The organism is Microtetraspora fusca (genome assembly GCF_001570365.1).
Lineage (GTDB): Bacteria > Actinomycetota > Actinomycetes > Streptosporangiales > Streptosporangiaceae > Microtetraspora > Microtetraspora fusca.
In genome coordinates this window covers 1-20,961 of sequence record NZ_BBYK01000092.1, presented here as the reverse complement: position 1 = coordinate 20,961, position 20,961 = coordinate 1, and the positions used below count along the sequence as shown (strand labels likewise).

The window sequence follows — 20,961 nt, the reverse complement described above, 5'->3', positions numbered from 1 at the left end:
AGTGCCGAGCCCGGGGCGACTCCCGCTCAGTGGCGGGCGTTGGCCTCGATGCCGTCGAGAAGCCAGGTAAGCCCGAGGGCGAAGCCGGTGTCCCAGTCGTCGCCCGCGGCAAGAGGGCCGTGCGCCGCGAGCGCGGGGTAGCGATCCCGGTTGGCGCGCATGTGCTCCTGAGCGGCCTGCCGTACCGCCTGCTCCGCGCTGGTCAACCAGGTGGCCTGCATCAGTGCGGAACCGATGACGTAGTTGGACAACCCGAACGCCGCGGCGGTGAGGTGGGGCTCGCCGACCCCTGCCTCAAGCAGGGTGGCGTACAGGAACTCGCTGCGCGCGAGCACGTTGGGGCCGAGCATCGGACGGCCCAGGAGCGCCGACGACCAGGGGTGTTTCAGGAGAACGGCGCGCCATCCATCGATCAGGGCGGTGATGTCGGCACGCCAGCCCTGGCCGCTCCCGCGCGGGATCCGGACGTCCGCGAAGATCGCGTCAAGGGCGAGGTCGAGGACGTCGTCCTTGGTCTTCACGTGCCAATACAGCGTGGTGGAGCCGGTGCCGAGGCGCTCGGCGAGCCGCCGCATGGTCAGCCGCCCGGCGCCCTCCTCGTCCAGGAGGGCCAGGGCCTCTTCGACGATCCGGTCCCGGCTGAGCGGGGGCGCCTCGCGCCCGGCACGGCCGGACGGCCGCAACCACACGCCTCCCGCCGATCCTGACCGTCCTGCTCCCGATACCGCCTTGCTCTCGTCCACGAAGGCGAGTCTAGTATGACGATCGAGCACCAGATCATTGATCCGGTCACTGGAACAGCGATCGAGGAGCATTGAGAGGAGGGCGGCGATGGCGGGGCATGTCGACGTGGACGGGCTGACCTACGTGCTGCCGGACGGGCGACTACTCCTTCACGAGGTGTCGTTCCGCATCGGCGAGGGGGTCAAGGCCGGGCTGGTGGGGCCGAACGGCGCGGGCAAGACCACCCTGCTGCGACTGATCGCCGGGGATCTGCCGCCGGACGACGGCCGAGTGGCCTGCTCCGGGGGCCTGGGGGTGATGCGGCAGTTCATCGGCAGCGTCCGTGACGGCCGGACCCTGCACGATGTGCTGCTGTCGGTGGCGCCGGACCGGGTCCGCGCGGCCGCCGCGGCTCTGGGACGGGCGGAGGCGGCGATGACGGCTCGCGACGACGAGGCGACGCAACTGGCCTACGCGCAGGCGATCAGCGACTACACCGACGCGGGCGGCTACGACATGGAGGTCGTCTGGGACACCTGCACCACCGCGGCCCTGGGCCTGCCGTACGACGCGGTCCGGGACCGCCCGGTGGCCAAGCTGTCGGGAGGCGAGCAGAAACGGCTTGTTCTGGAGGCGCTGCTGCGCGGCCCCGACGAGGTCCTGTTGCTGGACGAGCCGGACAACTACCTGGACGTGCCGGGCAAGGAGTGGCTGGAGGAGCGGCTGAAGGCCACCTCGAAGACCGTGCTGCTGGTCTCCCACGATCGGCAACTCCTGGCCGATGTCACCGACCGCATCGTCACCGTGGAGGCACGGGGCGTCTGGGTCCACGGCGGAGGTTTCGCCACCTACGCCCAGGGCCGTCGCGACCGCATCGCCCGGCTGGAGGAGCGCCGCCGCCGCTGGAACGAGGAACACGCCAGGCTCAAGCAACTGGTACGCACCCTCCAGCAGACCGCGGCCAACAACGACGCGGTGGCCTCCTCATACCGGGCCGCGCGCACCCGGCTGAGCAGGTTCGAGGAGGTCGGTCCGCCCGAGCAGCCGCCCAGGAGACAGAACGTGCGGATCCGGCTGCGCGGCGGCCGCACCGGCAAACGCGCCGTCGTCTGCGAGAACCTGGAACTCACCGGGCTGATGCGGCCGTTCGACGCCGAGATCTGGTACGGCGAACGCATCGGAGTGCTCGGCTCCAACGGCTCGGGCAAATCCCACTTCCTCCAATTGCTGGAGCAGGCCGCGGACGGCGCGGTGCCGGCCACGCGGCACAGCGGCACGGTGCGACTGGGCGCGCGGGTGGTGCCCGGCCGCTTCGTGCAGACGCACACCCGGCCGGATCTGCACGGCCGCACCCCGGCCGACCTGGTCATGGCCGGTCACGCGCTCACCCTGAACGACGCCATGGCCGCTCTGGCCCGCTACGAACTCGCGCCCGCCGCAGGCCAGCGGTTCGAGACCCTGTCCGGCGGCCAGCAGGCCCGACTGCAGATCCTGCTGCTGGAGCTGTCCGGCGCCACCCTGCTCCTGCTCGACGAGCCGACCGACAACCTGGACCTGGCCAGCGCCGAGGCTCTGCAGCAGGGCCTGGCCGCCTTCTCCGGCACCGTTCTGGCCGTGACCCATGACCGCTGGTTCGCCGCCGACTTCGACCGGTTCCTGATTTTCGGCGCGGACGGGACCGTCTACGAGAGCCCGGAACCGGTCTGGCACGAAGGCCGGGTCGAGCGCACCCGCTGAATCCCCGGGCGGCACCCGCGCGCCGCGTAGAGATTAAGACGCCGCCACGGCTTGAGTGTCGGCGAACGATCGTGAACCCGCAGGTGGGCAGTGTCGGCAGCCCGCGCCGGGAACCAACGTCGGTGAACGGTCCCGCCGATGGATCCCGACACATGCACACGTGCGGGTCCCGACCGCCGACGCGGTTCTCGCACGTGAGCTCCGTGGGGCAGGACGTCAGGGGCGGCCGGCGGCGCCGGTGGGGCGCGCCGAGGCGGTGGCGGTCCGGGCGAGGAAGTCGACGAGGATCCGGTTGACGACCTCGGGCCGCTCCAGGAACCCGAAGTGGCCGCAGCCCGGGACCTCCGCGTACCGGGCGCCGGGGATCGCCTCGGCCGCCTCCCGCCCCAGGAACGGCGGCATGATCAGATCGTCGGAGAACGACACGACGAGGACGGGCCGGGTGACGCCGGACAGCGCCTCCCGCCGGTCGCCCGCCAGCGTCGCCTCGTACTGCAGCGCCGCGCCCTCGCCGGTGATCGGGAAGGCGGTCAGCACGTCGAGCCAGTCGGCCACGGTCGCGTCGTCGGCCAGCGAACGGGGCGAGAAGAGTTGGCACATGAGGGAGACCGCGACGTGCCGCACTCCGTTCGCCGCCGCCCCCTGGCGTACGCGCTCGGCGCTCGCCTCGGTCATGGCCGTGCGGAAACGGTCGGCGCGGGCCCGGGTGCCCAGGAGGGCGGCCGAGACGACCAGCTCGGGATGGGCGAGCGCGAGCTCCTGGCCGATCATCGCGCCCATGGAGGCGCCCACGACCGTGACCGGTCCGTGCCCGAGCGCGCGGATCAGCCCGGCCGCGTCCGCCACCAGGTCGGCGAGCCGGTACGGGCCGGGCGGGCAGGAGGACGGCGCCATGCCCCGGTTGTCGAACGTGATCACCCGATGGCCCGCCGCGAGCAGGGCGGGCACCTGGTGCAGCTCCCACAGAGTGGCGCGGGAGGCCGCGGGCGAGATCAGCAGCACCGGCGGCCCGGACCCCCGCTCCTCGTAGGCGAGGTCGATCCCGTCAACCCTGATCGTCGGCATACGCGCTCCCGGTCTTGCTCCACAGCCCGGTCCTGAGCCGGGTGAGGGCGATGACGAACAGTACGGAGATCACCGCCGCGCTCACCAGGACCGGCGTGCGCAACCCGATCTCGCGGCCCCCGGCGGCCTGGCCCGCCGTCACCAGGAGGCCGCCGATGGCCGAGCCCAACGGCAGCGGCCCCCAGGAGATGAGCCGGTAGATGCTGTTGACCCGGCCGAGCAGCCCCTCCGGCACGATGCGCTGCCGGTAGCTGATCGTGATGATGTTCCAGGCCAGGCCGAGGCCGGCGCTCACCGACAGGGCCACGGCCACCACGATGCCGTGGGAGGCGAGGCCCACGATGACGAGCGCCGACGCGCTGCCCGCGAGCGACATCAACAGCACCCGCCGCGGCCCCAGCCGCGACTCCATCCACGGCGTCGCCTGGGCGCCGATCGTCCCGCCGACCGCGCCGACCATGAACAGCAGGCCGTACTGCACGGCGTTCAGGCCGAGGATCTCCTGCGCGAACAGCACCTGCGTCGCGATCGCCACGGCGCCCGCCAGGTTGAGCACGCCGAGCAGCAGCCCGAGGTCGCGCAGCGGGCGGTGCCGCCAGAAGAACCGCAGGCCCTCGGCCAGCTCCCGGCGCAGCGATCCGGAGGTCGGGGACGGCTCGCGCGGCGTTACCGGCAGCAGCAGCACCAGCAGTCCGGAGAGCGCGAACAGCGACGCGTCCACGGTGAACGGCACCGCGAGCGCGACGCCGACCAGCAGGCCGCCCACCCACGGGCCGAGGAAGACCCCCACCGTGGTGTCGGCGACGGTCAGCCGGGCGTTGGCCCGCTGCAGCCGGTCCGGGCCGACCAGCCGCGGCAGGATCGTCTGGGACGCGTTCTCGTTGGCGACGGTCAGCGTGCCGAGCACGAAGGCCACCGCGTACAGGATCCCGAGCGCCATCGTGCCGGTGGCGAGCGCGAGCGCGATGCCCGCGGTGAGCGCCGCCCGGCCCCAGTGCGTCGTGGTCAGCACCCGCCGGTGGTCGGCGCGGTCCACGACGGCGCCGAGGGGCAGGCTGAGCAACAGCCACGGCAGGTCGGCGATGACGCCGATCAACGAGATGAGCAGCGGATCCCGGGTCAGGGAGGTGGCCAGCCAGGGGAAGGCGACCGAGCTGATGCCGGTGCCCAGGTTGGCGATGAGGAAGGCCGTCCAGAGCATGCCGAACCCGCGGCCGAGACCGCGACCGTCGGCGGGCAGGACGGAACTCGTCGGAGACGCCACGTCGCTTCGCTCCTTCCCGCGGCACCGCAGCCCAGCGGACCAAGCCACGGGAGGCCCGTCAACGTACGTGGCGACTTGTCGCCATCCGCCCCTTTCGTCCTTGCCGGGCTCACGGTCGTATCCCAGCCTGGTGCTTGCCGAGTCCGGTGATCACTTCAGGAGCGCAACGATGATGTCCGAGAGCGCGGCCAGCGGCCAGGTGGCGATCGTCGGAATGGCCGGGAGATTCCCCGGGTCCCACGACATCCAGGAGTTCTGGCAGAACCTGGTGAACGGGGTCGAGTCGATCACGTTCTTCAGCGAGGAGGAGCTGCGCGCGGCGGGTACGCCCGAGGAGCTGCTGACCCACCCGTCGTACGTGCGCGCCGCACCGATCGCGCCCGACACCGAGTACTTCGAGCCGGCGTACTTCGGGATGTCGGCCCGCGAGGCGGAGATCCTCGACCCCCAGCACCGCGCCTTCCTGGAGGTGTCCGACACCGCGCTGCAGCACGCCGGGTACGACCCGGCCCGCTATCCGGCGCGGATCGGCGTCTTCGGGGGCGTCGGCATCAACCGCTACCGCGAGCTGAACGCGATACGCAACGCCGACGCGATCCGGCTCATGGGCCACTTCGCCATCGACCTGTCCAACACCAGCGACTACGTCGCGACCCAGACGGCGTACCGGCTCGGGCTGCGCGGGCCCGCGCTCACCACGCTGAGCGCCTGCTCCACCTCGCTGGTGGCGGTGCACACCGCCTGCCGCGCGCTGCAGGCGGGGGAGTGCGAGATCGCGCTCGCGGGCGGCGTGGACGAGCCGCTGCCTCGGATCTCGGGCTATTTCTACGAGGACGGCGGGATCTTCTCGCCCGACGGGCACGCCCGGGTGTTCGACGCCAAGGCCAGAGGCACCATCTTCGGCAGCGGCGCCGGCGTGGTCGTGCTCAAGCGGCTGGAGGACGCGATCGCCGACCGGGACACCATCCACGCGATCATCCGCGGCTCCGCCGTCAACAACGACGGCGCCACCAAGGGGGCGTTCTCCGCGCCGAGCGTGCCGGGGCAGGTCGCGGTCATCACCGAGGCCCTCGCCCGGGCGGGCGTCAGCGCCGCCGACATCGGCTACGTCGAGGCGCACGGCACCGGGACGCTCGTCGGCGACCCGATCGAGGTGACGGCGCTGACCGAGGCGTTCCGGGCGCACACCGACCGGGTGGCCGACTGCCCGATCGCGTCCGTGAAGTCCAACGTCGGCCACCTCGGCGCGGCGGCCGGCATCACCGGGTTGATCAAGACCGTGCTGTGCCTCACCCACCGGATGCTCCCGGCCAGCCTCAACTTCGACGAGCCCAACCCGAGCATCAACTTCGACTCCTCGCCGTTCTACGTGAACACCGAGCTGACCCCGTGGAAGGTCAACGGCCACCCGCTGCTCGCCGGCGTCAGCTCCTTCGGAGTCGGCGGCACGAACGCGCACATGATCGTCGAGGAGGCGCGGCGGGAGGCCCCCGCGTCCTCCAGCAGGCCGTACCAGCTCATCCCGCTGACCGCGCGCACGCCGACCGCGCTGGAGCGGCTCGGCGCCGCGCTCGGCGCGCACCTGGAGGAGCGGCCCGCCGATCTGGCCGACTCTGCGTACACGTTGAGCGTCGGCCGCACCGCGCGCGCCAGTCGCGGGTTCGTCGTGGCGGAGGACGCGGCACAGGCCGCCGAACGGCTGGCCGCCGGCGTCCCGGCCGCGCATCCCGCCATCGCGCCGCCCCGGGGCTCCGAGCGCGAGATCGTGTTCATGTTCCCCGGCCAGGGCGCCCAGCACCCGGGCATGGGCCGGGACCTCTACGAGGCCGAGCCGGTGTTCCGGGCCGAGATCGACGCCTGCGCCGAGGTGCTCGCCCCCCTGACCGGGTGGGACCTGCGGGAGCTGCTGTTCGCCCGGGACGAGCCGCGGCTGGCCGAGACCTCGGTCACCCAGCCCGCCGTCTTCGCCGTCGAGTACGCCCTGGCCGCGCTGCTCCGCTCGCGTGGCCTCGAACCGGCGGCGATGGCCGGGCACAGCGTCGGCGAGTACGTGGCCGCCTGCCTGGCCGGGGTGTTCACCCGCGACGAGGCGCTGTCCCTCGTCGCCGCGCGCGGCGCCCTCATGCAGGGGCTGCCCCGGGGCGACATGCTCAGCGTGCCGCTGTCGGAGGAACTGCTCGTCCCGCTGCTGGGGCCGGGCGTGGACCTGGCCGCCGTCAACGCCCCCGACCAGTGCGTGGTGTCCGGCCCGGCCGAGCGGGTGGCCGAGCTGCGCGAGGTGCTGTCGCTGCAGGGCGTGGAGGGACGGCCGCTGCACACCTCGCACGCCTTCCACTCCGCGATGATGGACCTGATACTCGACGAGTTCGCCGCGAAGGTGGCGGCCGTCGCGCCGCGCCCGCCCGCACTGCCGTACGTCTCGAACGTCACCGGCACGTGGATCACGGCCGAGCAGGCCGTCGACCCGGCGTACTGGAGCGAGCACCTGCGCCGCTGCGTGCGGTTCGGCGACGCGGTCAAGGTGCTGGCCGAGGGACGCCGCCGGGTGCTGGTCGAGGTCGGCCCCGGCCAGACGCTGACCACCCTGGCCCGGCGCCAGCTCGACGCCGATCAGGCCGGCCTCGCCGTACCGACGATGCGCCATCCGCAGCGGCGGCAGGCGGACACGGAGGCGCTGCTCACCGCGGTCGGGCAGGTCTGGCAGGCCGCCGGCCGGGTGGACTGGGAGGCGTTCTGGCGGGACGAGCCCCGCTCCCGGGTTCCGCTGCCCACCTACCCGTACGAGCGCCAGCGCTGCTGGGCCGAGCCCGACCCCGAGCCCGAGCGCGCGACGGTCGTCGGAGGAGAGGACACCGGGCCGTACTACGTGCCGGTCTGGCGGGAGACCGCCGCCCGGCCGCCCGCGCCGGCCGACACGTCCACCTGGGTGGTGTTCGGCCCCGGGCACGGCGTCGTCGAGGAGCTGGTCCGGCGGCGCAGGGCCGAGGGGCTGCCGGTGGTGGCCGCCGTCCCCGGCGAGAGCTTCCAGGCCGGGGAGACGTTCACCGTACGGCTCCGTGAAGTGGCCGACTACGGGAAGGTCCTGGACCGCGCGATGGAGGCCGGCGAGGGCCGGCTCACGATCATCCACGGTTTGTCGGCGGCCGGGGAGGGGGCGGCCGCCGGCCCGGGCGGCTGGCTCGACCTCGGCTTCTACAGCCTGCTCAACGTGGTGCAGGCGCTCGCCCGCCGCGGCGACGCGCCCGAGGCCGACCTCGTCGTGGTCTCCACCGACATGCACGACGTCTCCGGCGGCGACCCCGTGGTCCCCGCCAAGTCCGCCCTGCTCGGGCTGATCAGGCTGGTGCCCAAGGAGCTCACCGGCGTCGCCTGCCGCGCCGTCGACTTCAGCGGGACGGGAGACCCGGAGGCCGACGCGGCGCGGCTCGCCGCGGAGATCACCGCGGCGGGCCGGGACGAGCTGGTGGCCTACCGGGGCCGCAAGCGCTGGGTCTGGGGTTACGAGCAGGTCGATCTGGACCGCCCGGCGGCGGAGCCGGCGCTGCGCGAGGGCGGCGTCTACCTGGTCACCGGCGGGCTCGGCGGCCTCGGCATGGTGCTCGCCCGGGACCTGGCCGAGCGGGTGGACGCCCGGCTGGTCCTGGTCGGCCGGACCGAGCTGCCCGAGCGGGACCGCTGGGACGACTACCTGGCCGCGCACGGGGACGAGGACCCGGTGGCGCGGAAGATCCGCAAGGTCAGGGAGCTGGGCGAGAACGTGCTCGCCGTCTCGGCCGACGTCGCCGACGTGGCCGCGATGCGCGAGGTGCGCCGTCTCGCGGAGGAGACGTTCGGGCCGGTCGAGGGTGTCTTCCACGCGGCCGGCGTGTCCGGCGGCGGCATGCTGGAGACCCGGTCGCCCGAGGCGGCGGCCGCCGTCTTCGCTCCCAAGGTCGGCGGCCTGTACGCGCTGGAGGAGGTCTTCGGCGACGAGCTGGACCTGCTCGTGCTGTACTCCTCCATCGCCGTCGTGTCCGGAGACTTCGGCCTGGGCGACTACTGCGCGGCCAACGCCGTCATGGACGCCTACGCCCACGCCAAGGCCGGCGGCCGCACCCGCGTGCTGTCGATCAACTGGCCGATCTGGTTCGACGTGGGCATGGCGCACGACACGTACGCGCCGGCGGTGCTCACCGACTTCGAACGCGGCGACCGGTACGAGCCGGTGGACCACCCGCTGCTCGACAGCCGCCTCTACCAGCTCTACTCCGACGATGTCGTCTTCGTGAAGCACCTGTCGGAGGCCGACTGGGAGGCCAACGAGCACCGCATCGACGGCAAGCCCACCATGCCCGGGACCAGCCTGGCCGAGACCGTCAGGGCGGGCTTCGAGCTGGCCACGGGGGAACCGCGGGCGGAGATACGCGACCTGGTCTTCATGCGGCCGCTGACCTTCGAGCGCACCCGCAACATCCGGGTGGTCTACCGGCCGGACGGCGAGGGCGGCTACCAGGTGTCGATCATGGACGCCGAAGACGGCTCGGGCGAGCCCATCAACGAGTACACCAGGGCCAAGGTCCGGCGGGCGCCCGACGAGCCGGCGCCGGTCCACGACCTCGCGACGCTGCGCGCGGTCTGCGACATGCAGGACACCCCCGGGTACGACCCGCGGATCGGGACGCTCACGGTGGGCGCGCACTGGAAGAACATCCGGGAACGTCGGCGCGGCGAGGACGCGGAGCTGGTCCTCGTGGAGCACCCCGACGCCTTCCTCGACGACCTCGGCCGGTACTGGCTGCACCCCTCGCTGCTCGACAGCGCCAACGCCCTCGGCCAGAGCATCGCGGCCGACGCGCGCTTCCTCCCCTTCGGGTACGACCGGATCGTGGTGCGCGCCCCGCTGCCCGCCCGGATCTACAGCCACATCCGGCACCGCGACGACACCATGGGCGACATCACCCGCAGCGACATCACGATCATGGACGAGGACGGCAACGAGCTCGTCGCCATCGAGGGCTTCACGCTGCTCGCCTACGACACCCCGGACCGGCCGGACACGGTCGTGCCCGCCGCGCCCCCGGCGATCGCCGAGGCGCCGTCCGCCGCCGCCGAACTGGAGCTGATGCTGCTGCGCGAGGGCGAGCTGGAGTTCGGCATCCAGCCGGACGAGGGCTCGGCCGCGCTCTGGCAGATCCTCGGCAGCGGCGTCTTCCCGCAGCTCATCATGTGCCCCGACGGGCTGGGGGAGCGGCTGCGCCGGGCCGCGGGCGTCACCCGCGACGCGCTGCGCGAGCAGATGACCCAGGCCCCGCAGCGCGCCGCCGCGGCCGCCCCGCGAACCCTCGCCACCCCCTACGTCGAGCCCGGCACCCCCGCGCAGCGGGCGCTCGCCGGCTTCTGGCAGGACTCGCTCGGCGTCGACCGCGTCGGCGTCGACGACGACTTCTTCGACCTCGGAGGCAACTCCCTCATCGCGGTCCAGCTCGTCGCCCGGATCAGGGAGCACTTCCGGGCCGAGCTCGCGGTGGCGGTGCTCTTCGAGTGCCGGACCATCCGCAACCTCGCCCAGGACATCGAGAACACGCTCGCCGAGCGGATCGCCGCGATGTCCGACGAGGAGGCGGCCGAGCTGCTCTCGGCCCTGGAGTAGCTCCTCTGGAGCGCCCCTGAACCGCCCCGAACCGCCCGGACTGAAGGAGACAACGTGTTCGAAGACGACGACGACCGCGAGTACACGGTCGTGATGAACCACGAGGAGCAGTACTCCATCTGGCCCACCCGCCGCGCCGTACCCGCCGGGTGGAACGAGGTCGGCAAGACCGGCAAGAAGGCCGACTGCCTCGCGTACATCGAAGAGGTCTGGACCGACATGCGTCCCAAGAGCCTGCGCGAGCGGATGGGCGGCTGACCGTGCCGCCGACGACCGGAGTGGTGATCCACGGGCAGGACCTGAGCGCGACCGAGATGCTCGAACGCGCCAGGATCGCCGAGAAGATCGGCGTGGACGAGGTCTGGCTGGTGCAGCTTCCCAGCCTGCGGGACAGCGCGGCCGTGCTCGCCGCGATGGCCCGCGTCACCGACCGCGTCACGCTCGGCGCCGGCGTGCTGCCCTTCTACACCCGGCCTCCGGTCACCATGGCCCAGACCGCCATGACCATCGACGAGCTCTCCGGCGGGCGCTTCGCGCTCGGCGTCGGCACCGGCCACCGGGTCACCGCCGAATGGATGCTCGGCGTGCCCATGGGCCCGCCGGTGGACGCGATGCGGGAGTACCTCACGGTCATCACCTCGCTGGTCCGCGACGGCGAGGTCCACCTCGACGGCGCGTGGTTCAAGGCGCACGCGGTGTACGTCTCGCCGCGGCGCGCGGCCATGCCGGTCTATGTCGGCGCGTTCGGCCCCGCGCTCGCCGAGCTCGCCGGCGAGCTGGCCGACGGCCTCGTGCTGTGGATGTGCACCGCCGACTACGTCCGCGACGTCGTCATGCCCGCGCTGCTGCGCGGCCTGCGGAAGTCCGGCCGCTCCCTCGACGGGTTCCCCGTCCTCGCGATGGTGCCGGGCGCGGTCGCCGACGACCTCGCGGGCGACCGCGAGCACCTGCGCCGCTACCTCGCCGCGTACGCGCGGGTGCCCACCTATCGGCGGATGTACGAGCTGAGCGGCTTCGGCGAGGAGCTGACGCGCGGCGTCGTCAGCGACGCCATGCTCGACGGCATCGCCGTGATCGGCGGCGAGGAGGACATCGCCGCCATGGCGGACCGCTACCGCGCCGCGGGGGTCACCCAGGTCGTGGTCACCCCCATGGTCTCGGCCCACAGCGAGCGCGCCTTGTTCGTCCGCACCGTAGAGGCGCTGATGTCCCGATGACCCCCGCCCCGACGCCGCCCCCCGGCCCCGCCCAGTGTTCCCACATGGCTCGTCCTGCGACGCCTCACCCGGAAGGGGTTCCTGCGGAAGCGCTCAATTCGGCCGTCACGCCGTCCGCCGTTCCGTCTCCGGGTACGGCCTTCCCGGCCAGGGACACGCTGCACGGTCCGGTCCTGGCCGCGGCCCGGCGTCGGCCCCACGCAACGGCGGTCGTCTGTGACGGGGAGCGGCTGACGTACGGGCGGCTCGCCGTCCTCGCGTCCGGCCTCGCCGTACGGCTGGGCGCGGCGGGCGTGGGACCCGAGGACGTGGTCGCGGTGTGCGTGCCGCGCGGCGTGCTGCTGCCCGCGGCGGTGCTCGGCGTCCTCCAGGCGGGCGCTGCCTTCCTGCCGGTCGCCGCCGACCTCCCGGTCCGGCGCGCGCTCGGGATCATCGCGGACGCGGGCGTCCGGGCGGTGGTCGCCACCGCGGAGACCGCGGACCGGTTCGAGGGACACCCGGTCGTACGCGTCGACGAGAGCGCGGGGCCGGGCCGCATTCCGCGAGTCGGCGGGGGCGGCTTCGTCGATCCGCTCTCGGCGGCGTACGTGATCTCCACCTCCGGATCCACAGGGACGCCGAAGGGCGTGGTCGTGCCGCACGGGGCGGCGGCGGCCCACATCCGCGCCATGGCCGCCCGGCTGCGGCTGACCTCGCGCGACGTGGTGCTGCAGGTCGCCGGTGAGTCGGTGGACGTGTGGGTCGAGCAGATGTTCACGGCGCTGTCGCGTGGTGCGACCGTGGTCATGCGCGGGCCGCGTCCGTGGGGCACCGGCGAGGTGCGCCGGGCGCTCGCCGAGAGCGGCGCGACGGTCGCCGACCTGCCCGCCGCCCTGTTCGCCGAGCTGATGGCCGAGTCGGCAGGCCCCGCGGATCGCCGGACCGACATCGCCGGTCTCGCGGGCCTGCGGCTGCTCCTGGTGGGGGGTGAGCAGCTTCCTTCCCAGGCCGCCCGCCGCTGGCATCGGCACACCGCACCCGACAACGGCACCGCACCCGACAACGGCACCGCACCCGACAACGGCACCGCATCCGACGGCGGCACCGTTTCTGACGGCGGCGTCGGCGGGGGCGTGCCGGTGCTGCTCAACGCGTACGGGCCGACCGAGGCCGTGGTGACCGCCTCGGTCCACCGCGTGACGCCCGACGACGGCGATCGGGTGCCGATCGGCCGGCGCGTCGGCCTACGGCGGCTCGAGGTGCTGGACGGCGAGTTGCGCCGGGCGCGCGGCGACGCGCGGGGAGAGCTCTACATCGGCGGCGACGTCCTCGCGCGCGGCTATCTGGGCCGTCCCGGCCTGACCGCCGAGCGTTTCGTGCCCGACCCCTACGGCCCGCCCGGCAGCCGCATGTACCGGTCCGGGGACCTGGTGCGGCGGCGCAGGCCGTACGGGCTGGAGTTCCTCGGCCGCGCCGACGAACAGGTCAAGATCCACGGGCACCGGGTCGAGCCCGGCGAGATCGAGGCGGTCCTGGCGGCCCACCCCGGCGTACGGCACTGCCGGGTGGTGGCGGGAGCGGGCCGGCTCGCCTCCCATATCGTCCCCGCCGAGGCCGCGCTTCCCATCACGGTGGCGGAGCTGCGGGCTTGGGCGTCCGAGCGGCTGCCGCGCTGGATGGTCCCGGTGGAGTGGCACGCGCACGCGCGGCTGCCGCTCACGGCCGCGGGGAAGATCGACGTCTCGGCGCTGGCGCACGCCCCGCTGGAGGCCGCCACAACTGACGCGCCGCCGGAGCCGTCCAGGGGCACCGTGCCGCTGGAGGCGTTCCCGGGTGCCGCGCGGCTTGGGGCGTTCACCGGCAGCGCGGCGCTGGAGGCGTCCACGAACGCCGCGCCGCGCACGCGGCTCGAACGGGAGCTCTCCGACATCTGGCGGCGTGTCCTCGGCGTGTCCCGGATCGGCGTGGACGACGACTTCTTCGCGCTCGGCGGCACCTCGATCGGCGCGATCCGGGTGATCGCCGCGCTCCGCGAGGCGACCGGCGTCGAGCTGGACCTTCAGGACGTGTTCACCGCGCCCACGGTGGCCGGGCTGGCCGCGATCATCGAAACCTGTGCCCTCGCCCACGCCGACACCCTCATCGAACCCGACACCTTCGTGGGTACGCGGGCGGCGCTGCCGCCGGTCACACCGTCCGGCGATCGGGGGCCCCGGGACGTCCCGCTGTCGCTCATGCAGGAGCAGATCTGGTTCCTCGAACAGCTTGAGCCGGGCAACGTCGCCTACAACGCGCCGACCACGTTCAGGCTGGCCGGACCGCTCGACCACGCCCGCCTGGAAGAGGCGGTCACCCGGCTGGTCGAACGGCACGAGGCGCTGCGGACCACGATCGTGACCGGGGCCGACGGCTCGCCCGTCCAGCGCGTCCACCCGCCCGGTCCCGTACGGATCCCGGTGGTGGACGTGGGCGAGGACGACGACCTCGAACGCCTCGTGCTGGCCGAGGCCCGCACTCCCTTCGACGTGTCGCGGCCACCGCTTGTCCGCTGGACCCTGTTCCGGCTCGCCCCCGACCTGCACGAACTGGTGCTGGTCGAGCACCACCTGGTCCACGACGGCTGGTCGTTCGCGCTGCTGGTCCGGGAACTCACGGCCCTCTATCGCGGGGACGGCCCGCTTCCTCCGCAGGAGGCGCAGTACGGGGACTTCGCGCACTGGCAGCGCCGGGTGGCGGACGCGCTGGACGGCCGGCGGACGTACTGGATCGAGCGGCTGACCGGCGCGGACGACGGGCTCGACCTGCCCTACGACCGTCCACGGCCGCCCGGCCCCGCGTTCGCCGGCGCGGCGCACCGGGTCGAGCTCCCCGCCGACCTGTGCGAACGCGTCCGCTCGCACAGTCGCGCGACCGGCGTCACCGTGTTCGCCACGCTGCTCGCCGCGTACGTGGCGCTGCTCCACCGGATCGGCGGGCAGCGGGACCTGTGCGTCGGCTCCGCCTTCGCCAACCGGCGCGTCCCCGGCACCCAGAACATCCTCGGCATGTTCGTCAACCCGGTGACGCTGCGCTTCGACCTGGGTGGCGCGCCGTCGTTCCGCGACCTGGTCGCCCAGGCCGGCGCCGTCGCGCTGGAGGCCCAGGCCAACCAGGAGCTCCCGTTCGTCCGGGTGGTGGAGGCGCTCGCGCCCGCGCGTACGCCGGGCCGGAACCCGCTGTTCTCGGCCATGTTCAACATGGACGACGCGCCGCTCGGGCCGATCGACCTCGGCGACGTACGCGGCGGCTACCTGGAGTTCCAGAACCGCACGGCCAAGGTGGACCTGTCGGTGCTCGCCGTGCCGCGCGCGGAGCGCCAGACGGGCCTTCCCGAGGAGCGCCGCGACCGGCGGATCACGCTCATCTGGGAGTACCGCGCGGACCTGTTCGACGCCGCCACGGTGGCCCGCATGGCGAGCCAGTACGAGGCGCTGCTCGACGCCGCGCTGGCCGACGCCGGCACGAGCGTGCGTGAACTGCCCGTCGGCCGAACCGACCGGCCCCACCCCCGGCCGCGGCCGTCCGAGGCGCTGCCGGTACACGTCCTGTTCGAGCGGCACGCCGCCGCGGCTCCCGGGGCGCAGGCGGTACGGCTCGCGGGGGGCGGCTCCGTGACGTACGGCGAGCTGAACCGGCGGGCGAACCTGGTCGCCCACACGCTGCGTGACATGGGCGTCGGCCCGGAGGACGTCGTCGGGCTCTGCCTGGAGCGCGACCTGGACACGCCCGCGTGCGTGCTCGGCGTGCTGAAGGCGGGCGCCGCCTACCTGCCGCTGGACCCGGCCGGCCCGCGCGACCGGCTGAGCCGCACCGTCGCGGACGCGGGAGCGGTGGCGCTCCTCACGAAGGACCGGCACCGGACCTCGATCGCGGCCGCGTCCGGCGGGGTGCCCGTCATCACGCTGGAGGGGCTGTCGGGGCCGGACCGGGGCGATCCGCCGCCGACCGCGCTTGCCGGCAACGCCGCGTACATGATCACGACCTCGGGTTCGACGGGCGAGCCGAAGCTGGTGGTCGCCACCCACGCCGGACTGGCGGCCGAATACCGGGCGTGGGAGGAGGCGTACCGGCTCCGCCCCGGCGGGCACGCCCAGCTCGCCGCGTTCGCGTTCGACGTGTGCACCGGGGACCTCGTGCGGGCCCTGGCCGGCGGCGGCACGCTCGTGATCTGCGACCGGGAGACCGTCCTCGACCCGGCGGCCCTCCATCGGGCGCTGCGGGACAACGACGTGCGCTACGTCGAGATGCTGCCGCCGGTGGCGCGGCTGCTCGCCGACCACTGCGCGGCCACTGGCGAGAGCCTGGAGTTCCTGCGGCTCGTCGCGGTCGGCGGCGAGCCGTGGACCGACGCCGAATATCGCGCCCTGCGGCGGGCGACGGGACCGGCCGTACGCGTCCTCAACGTGTACGGCGTGACCGAGGCGACCGTCGGGAGCACGTTGTGCGAGGACCCGCGGGTGGGCGGCGGCCCGTGGCTGCCCGTCGGGACGGGACTACCGGGCGTGGAGGCGCGCGTCCTCGACCCGGCGGCGCGCGTCGCGCCCGTCGGCATGGCGGGGGAGATCACCCTCGCCGGCCCCACCGTCACGCGGGGGTACCACCGCGCGCCGGGCCGTACCGCGGAGCGCTTCGTCCCGGATCCGGACGGCCCGCCGGGATCGCGGATGTACGCGACCGGCGACCTCGGCCGTACGCGGGCGGACGGCGCGATCGAGTTCCTCGGCCGCCGCGACCAGCAGGTCAAGGTCCGCGGCTTCCGGGTGGAGCCGGGCGAGGTCGAATCCGCGCTGCGCGGGTGTCCCGGCGTGCGGGACGCGGTGGTCGTCGCCCGGCGCGGCGAGTCCGGCAGGCCCGACAGCCTCGCCGCCTTCGTGCTGGCCGCCCCGGCTCCCCTCTCCGCCCCGGCCCTCGACTCCCGATCGGGCGGTCTCGTGGGGCCGGCTCCCGCGTCGGCTGCCACACCGGGTCCGACCGACGCCCCTTCGGCGGCACTCACGGGCCTGGCCGCCGGTCCCGGATCGGTCCTGGGCTCCGCCACGAGCGGCGGATGTCCGGCGCCCGACGCGCTCAGGGAGTGGCTGGCCCCGCGCCTGCCCGACTACATGATCCCGGCCTCGTTCACCGTCGTGCCGGAGTTCCCCCGCACCCCGGCGGGGAAGATCGACCGGCGGGCGCTCGCCGAGGCCGCGCCCGCGCCGCTCGACCTTCCGTACGCCCCGCCCCGTGACGAGGTGGAGGAGGCCGTCGCCGCGGTGCTCGGCGAGGTGCTCGGCGTGGCTCGGGTGGGGATATTCGACGACTTCTTCGCCCTTGGCGGGCACAGCCTGCTCGCCGCACGTGCCGCGCTCCGGCTGCGGGCACGGCTGGGACGCGACGTCTCGGTGCGGGACCTGCTCGCCGCCCCCACCGTGGCCTCGATCGCGCTGGCACTGGCCGGTGGTCCGGGCTCGGCCCCGGGCGACCCTGAGCCGGTCGCGCCGCCCGTCCCGCTGGACAGGGGCGCCTATCTCGTCGACGCCGGCATGTTCGACGACGACGTTCTCGGCGTCCGTGGGGAGGTGGCGGGATGACCTCCGTGGTCGCGGTGCCCGCGTCCTTCGCCCAGGAGCGGTTCTGGTTCGCCGAGCAGGTAGCCGGACAAGCGGGCGGCCACCCGGCCGGGCGGGCCGCGGAGCGGACGCCCCGCGGCGCGGCGGCTTCCGCGGCCGCCTCTCATGAAGCCGGTCGAGCCTCGGGTGGAGCGGGCGCCTTCGGGCCGCGTGACCGGGTTTCCGGCGGCGCGGCCGGGCAGGGGGTGGACCGTCCGGCTCGCCATAACATGCATCTCGCCCTGGAGCTGGCCGGGCCGCTCGACGTCCCGGCGTTCCGCGCCGCCTTCCAGCGCGTCGTCGCGCGGCACGAGTCGTTGCGGACGACCCTGCGCGCCATCGGCGGCCGGCCGCACCAGGTGATCGCCGACGCCCTCGCTGTGCCGATGCCGGTGGTGGACGTCGCGTCGCACGAGGTTCCGGTCCGCGCCGCGGCGCACGCCCGGCGACGCTTCGACCTGGCCGCCGGGCCGCTGCTGCGTACCGAACTGCTCCGTACGGCACCCGACAGGTACGTCTGGCTGCTCACCCTGCACCACGCCGTCTGCGACGGCTGGTCGCTCGGCGTGCTGCTCGGGGAGGTTTCCGCCGCCTATCGCGGCGAGCCGCTCGCGCCGCCGGCCCTGCAGTACGCCGACCACGCGCTGTGGCAACGTTCCCTCGTCGAGCGCGGCGACCTCGACCGAGACGTCGCGTACTGGACGGAGTCGCTGGCCGGGGCGCCGCGCCTGCTCGGGCTGCCCATCGACCGCCGCCGCCCGCGCGTCTCCGGCCATCACGGCGCGCTGCTCACGCTGGACCCGCTTCCGGAGGGGCTCGCCGCCCTCGCCCGCCGGGAGAGGGCCACGCCGTACATGGCGACGCTCGCGGCCTTCGCGCTGCTGCTCAATCGCGTCACCGGCACGGACGACCTCGTCATCGGCACCGTGCACGCCGGACGTGACCGGCCGGAGACTGAGGCTCTCATCGGGTGCTTCGCCAACACGCTGCCGTTGCGTGTCGGAGTGCGGCCGGGCGACGGGTTCCGGGCGTTGCTCGCGCACGCGAGGGAGACCGTGCTCGCCGCGCACGATCACGCGAACGTGCCCTTCGACCGCATCGTCCAGGCCGTCAACCCCGACCGCGCGCTCGGGCACAACCCGCTGTTCCAGGTCATGCTCGACGTCGAGCCCGGCGCGTCCGGACGGCTCGACCTGCCCGGGGTGGACGCCGTACCGCTCACGGTGACCGATCGCGGGGTCGCCCTGTTCGACCTCAGCCTCACCGTGGCGGAGGGCGGCCGGATGGTCTGCGAGTACAGCACCGAGCTGTTCGACGAGCACACGGTCGTGTCGCTCATGAGCTGCCTTCCGCCGCTGGTCGACGCGGCGCTGGCCGAGCCGGATCGTCCGGTCCGCGAGCTGCCGCTGCTCCGGCGAGCCGAGCGGGAGCGGATCCTGGCCCTCGGCGCGACCTCCGCCACGACGAGCCCGACGAGGCTGACGAGCCCGGCGAGCCCGACGAGCACAGCGGGGCCGGTGCCCGTCGCCGTCGCCGAGGTGGCCGCCCGCCGACCCGGCTCCGTCGCAGTGGAGGAGATCGCCACCGCCTCCCCGGGACCGGCGAGTGGAATCACGTACGGCGAGCTCGACCGCGCGGCGGCCGCTCTCGCCGGCCGGCTCGCTCGGCAGGGGGTGGGACGGGGTTCGCTGGTGGCCGTCTGCTGCGACCGCTCCCATGAGGCGATCGTGGCGATCTGCGGCGTCCTTCGGGCCGGAGCCGCCTACCTGCCGATAGACCCGGAGCACCCGGACGCGCGGATCACGCGTCTCATCGACCAGGCCGCCGCCATCGCGATCGTCACCTCGGCCCGGCACGCCCCGCGCCTGCCCGGTGCGCTCGTCGTCGAGCCCCTGGCGTACGGCGCGTCCGGCACGGGGACGGACAGGGCGGCCGACGTCCGGCAGGTCATCGACGGCGATGCGGCCGCCGGGTCCGCCGGGTTTGTCGTGGCCGCCGACGTTATCTCCGGGGCTGTCATGGAAGCCGGACCTGTACCGGCTGCCCGCGCGGTCTCCGGTACGGCGATCGAGGCGGGTTTCCCCGGCGTCGCCATCGGGCCGGTGACGGTCCAGCCGGACGACCTCGCCTACGTGATGTTCACCTCGGGCTCCACCGGACGGCCCAAGGGCGTCGAGGTCACCCATCGCGGGCTCGCCACTTACGTGGCCGCCGATCTCGCGGCGTACGGGCTGACCCCGGACGACCGGGTCCTTCAGTTCGGCTCGCTGGGCTTCGATCTCAGCGCGGAGGAGATCTTCCCCTGCCTCGCCGCGGGCGCGACGCTCGTGCTGCGCTCCGACGACATGCTCGACAGCCCGCAGGCGTTCCTGGAGGCCGTCGCCCGGGCCCGGGTCACCGTCGCGCACCTGCCGACCTCGCTCCTGAACGTGCTCTGCTCCGCCGTGGCCGAGGACGGGGCCCGGGTCCCCGATTCGCTGCGGCTCATCGTGATCGGTGGCGAGCCCGCCGATCCCGCGCACGTCGATCGCTGGCGTTCGGTCGCCCCCGCCGTACGGCTGGCGCACGTCTACGGGGTCACCGAGGCGAGCATGGTCTCGACCCTCGCCCTGCTCGACCCGTCGCCCTCTCCGTCTGCGGCTTCGGTGCGGAACTCGGCGGCGGCGACGCCGTCCGACCTGTCGGTGGACCCGGGCAGGGAACGGCTCACGATCGGGCGGCCGATCCCCGGCACCGAGATCCACCTCCTGGACGGCGAGTTGGAGCCCGTCCCCGACGGTGTTCCCGGCGAGATCCACATCGGCGGCGCCGGGCTCGCCCGCGGGTACGTCCGCGATCCGGGCCGTACGGCCGAACGGTTCGTGCCCCACCCGTACGCCGACGGCCGCAGGCTCTATCGGACCGGTGACCTCGGCCGCCGCTCCGCCGACGGCGCGCTCGAATTCATCGGCCGCGTGGACCGGCAGATCAGCCTTCGCGGATACCGGATCGAGCCGGGGGAGACCGAGGCCGCGCTCCGCACCCATCCGGTCGTGCGCGAGGCGGCGGTGACCGTACGCGACGAGCGCCTGGTGGCCTATGTCGTGCCCGTCCCCGTGTCATCCGCCGAGCGACGGAGCACGATTGGACTGGCACGGGACCTGCGGGCGCACGCCGCTCGGGTGCTGCCCGGCCACCTGGTGCCCGCGGCGTACGTGTTCCTGGCGGCTCTGCCGAAAACCGAGTCCGGCAAGGTGGATCTGCGCGCGTTGCCGGACCCGGAGCCGGAGGGCGATCGGTCGCCCGCTGAACTGTCGGGCGAGACCCAGCACGCCGTAGCCGAGATCTGGCGTGAGGTGCTCGGGGTGGACCGGGTCGGCGCCGACGACGACTTCTTCCAGCTCGGCGGCCACTCGCTGCTCGCGGCCAGGGTCGCCGCCCGGATGCGGCGAATGTTCGGGGTGGCCGCCGGGGTGCGGCTCATCTTCGAGCACCCCCGCCTCGCCGACGTGGCGGCGGCCGTCGATCGGGCTCGCACGTCCGGCGCCGGTACGGTTGCCGGCCCCCGGCTCACCGCGGCCACGCCCTCGCACGCCGCGCGGGTTCTGACGGACGTGGTCGGCGATGGCGGCGAGCTGACCGAGCTCCTGCGCGGATTGGGGATCACGTCGCATGACTGAGCTGGTGCCGCAGAACAGGACGCCCGATGAGCGGGCACGGGTCGTCCCCGTCTCAATGGCG

At 73.9% G+C, this 20,961-nt stretch carries 9 protein-coding genes; 6 read left to right on the top strand and 3 right to left on the bottom strand.

The annotated features are described in order from the left end of the window. Nucleotides 1-26: 26 nt before the first annotated feature. Nucleotides 27-743 (bottom strand): TetR/AcrR family transcriptional regulator, encoded by a 717-nt coding sequence (locus AWQ68_RS39045; RefSeq protein WP_066951403.1) that lies wholly within the window; start codon nt 741-743, stop codon nt 27-29. Nucleotides 744-831: 88 nt separating this feature from the next. On the opposite strand from AWQ68_RS39045, the gene AWQ68_RS39040 reads away from it, so the two are divergent. Next, nucleotides 832-2,460 (top strand): ABC-F family ATP-binding cassette domain-containing protein, encoded by a 1,629-nt coding sequence (locus tag AWQ68_RS39040; RefSeq protein WP_066951400.1) that lies wholly within the window; start codon nt 832-834, stop codon nt 2,458-2,460. Nucleotides 2,461-2,676: 216 nt separating this feature from the next. Here the strand turns inward: AWQ68_RS39040 and AWQ68_RS39035 are convergent, their stop codons facing one another. Both AWQ68_RS39035 and AWQ68_RS43245 read right to left on the bottom strand, forming a co-directional pair. Further along, complete coding sequence (locus AWQ68_RS39035; protein WP_066951397.1) at nt 2,677-3,525, bottom strand: alpha/beta fold hydrolase; 849 nt, start codon at nt 3,523-3,525, stop codon at nt 2,677-2,679. After that, the gene (locus AWQ68_RS43245; protein ID WP_169809072.1) at nt 3,506-4,789 is read right to left on the bottom strand and encodes an MFS transporter; all 1,284 of its coding nucleotides are present in this window, start codon (nt 4,787-4,789) and stop codon (nt 3,506-3,508) included. Before AWQ68_RS43245 ends, AWQ68_RS39035 begins: the two co-directional genes overlap by 20 nt. A 169-nt stretch (nt 4,790-4,958) precedes the next feature. Between AWQ68_RS43245 and AWQ68_RS39025 the strand changes: the two genes are divergently transcribed. The 5 genes from AWQ68_RS39025 to AWQ68_RS39005 are packed head-to-tail and all read left to right on the top strand — an operon-like array spanning nt 4,959 to nt 20,900. Next, nucleotides 4,959-10,418, top strand: a complete 5,460-nt coding sequence (locus AWQ68_RS39025) for a type I polyketide synthase (protein ID WP_066951394.1) — start codon at nt 4,959-4,961, stop codon at nt 10,416-10,418. A 54-nt stretch (nt 10,419-10,472) separates the two neighbouring features. Further along, the gene (locus AWQ68_RS39020; RefSeq protein WP_084464898.1) at nt 10,473-10,676 is read left to right on the top strand and encodes an MbtH family protein; all 204 of its coding nucleotides are present in this window, start codon (nt 10,473-10,475) and stop codon (nt 10,674-10,676) included. Nucleotides 10,677-10,678: 2 nt separating this feature from the next. Further along, on the top strand, nt 10,679-11,635 hold the full coding sequence (locus AWQ68_RS39015; protein ID WP_066951391.1) for an LLM class flavin-dependent oxidoreductase: 957 nt from the start codon (nt 10,679-10,681) through the stop codon (nt 11,633-11,635). 44 nt (nt 11,636-11,679) lie between these two features. Further along, nucleotides 11,680-17,223 (top strand): non-ribosomal peptide synthetase, encoded by a 5,544-nt coding sequence (locus AWQ68_RS39010; RefSeq protein WP_066951388.1) that lies wholly within the window; start codon nt 11,680-11,682, stop codon nt 17,221-17,223. Then, entirely contained in the window at nt 17,220-20,900 is a 3,681-nt protein-coding gene (locus AWQ68_RS39005) for a non-ribosomal peptide synthetase (protein WP_066951386.1), read from the top strand. Before AWQ68_RS39010 ends, AWQ68_RS39005 begins: the two co-directional genes overlap by 4 nt. The last annotated feature ends 61 nt before the right edge of the window (nt 20,901-20,961 follow it).

What these genes read in the sequence shown, in the direction of transcription:
- AWQ68_RS39025 (WP_066951394.1), top strand. Translation starts at nt 4,959, where the DNA reads ATGATGTCCGAGAGCGCGGCCAGCGGCCAGGTGGCGATCGTCGGAATG.
- AWQ68_RS39040 (WP_066951400.1), top strand. Translation starts at nt 832, where the DNA reads ATGGCGGGGCATGTCGACGTGGACGGGCTGACCTACGTGCTGCCGGAC.
- AWQ68_RS39005 (WP_066951386.1), top strand. Translation starts at nt 17,220, where the DNA reads ATGACCTCCGTGGTCGCGGTGCCCGCGTCCTTCGCCCAGGAGCGGTTC.
- AWQ68_RS39035 (WP_066951397.1), bottom strand. Translation starts at nt 3,525, where the DNA reads ATGCCGACGATCAGGGTTGACGGGATCGACCTCGCCTACGAGGAGCGG.
- AWQ68_RS39010 (WP_066951388.1), top strand. Translation starts at nt 11,680, where the DNA reads ATGGCTCGTCCTGCGACGCCTCACCCGGAAGGGGTTCCTGCGGAAGCG.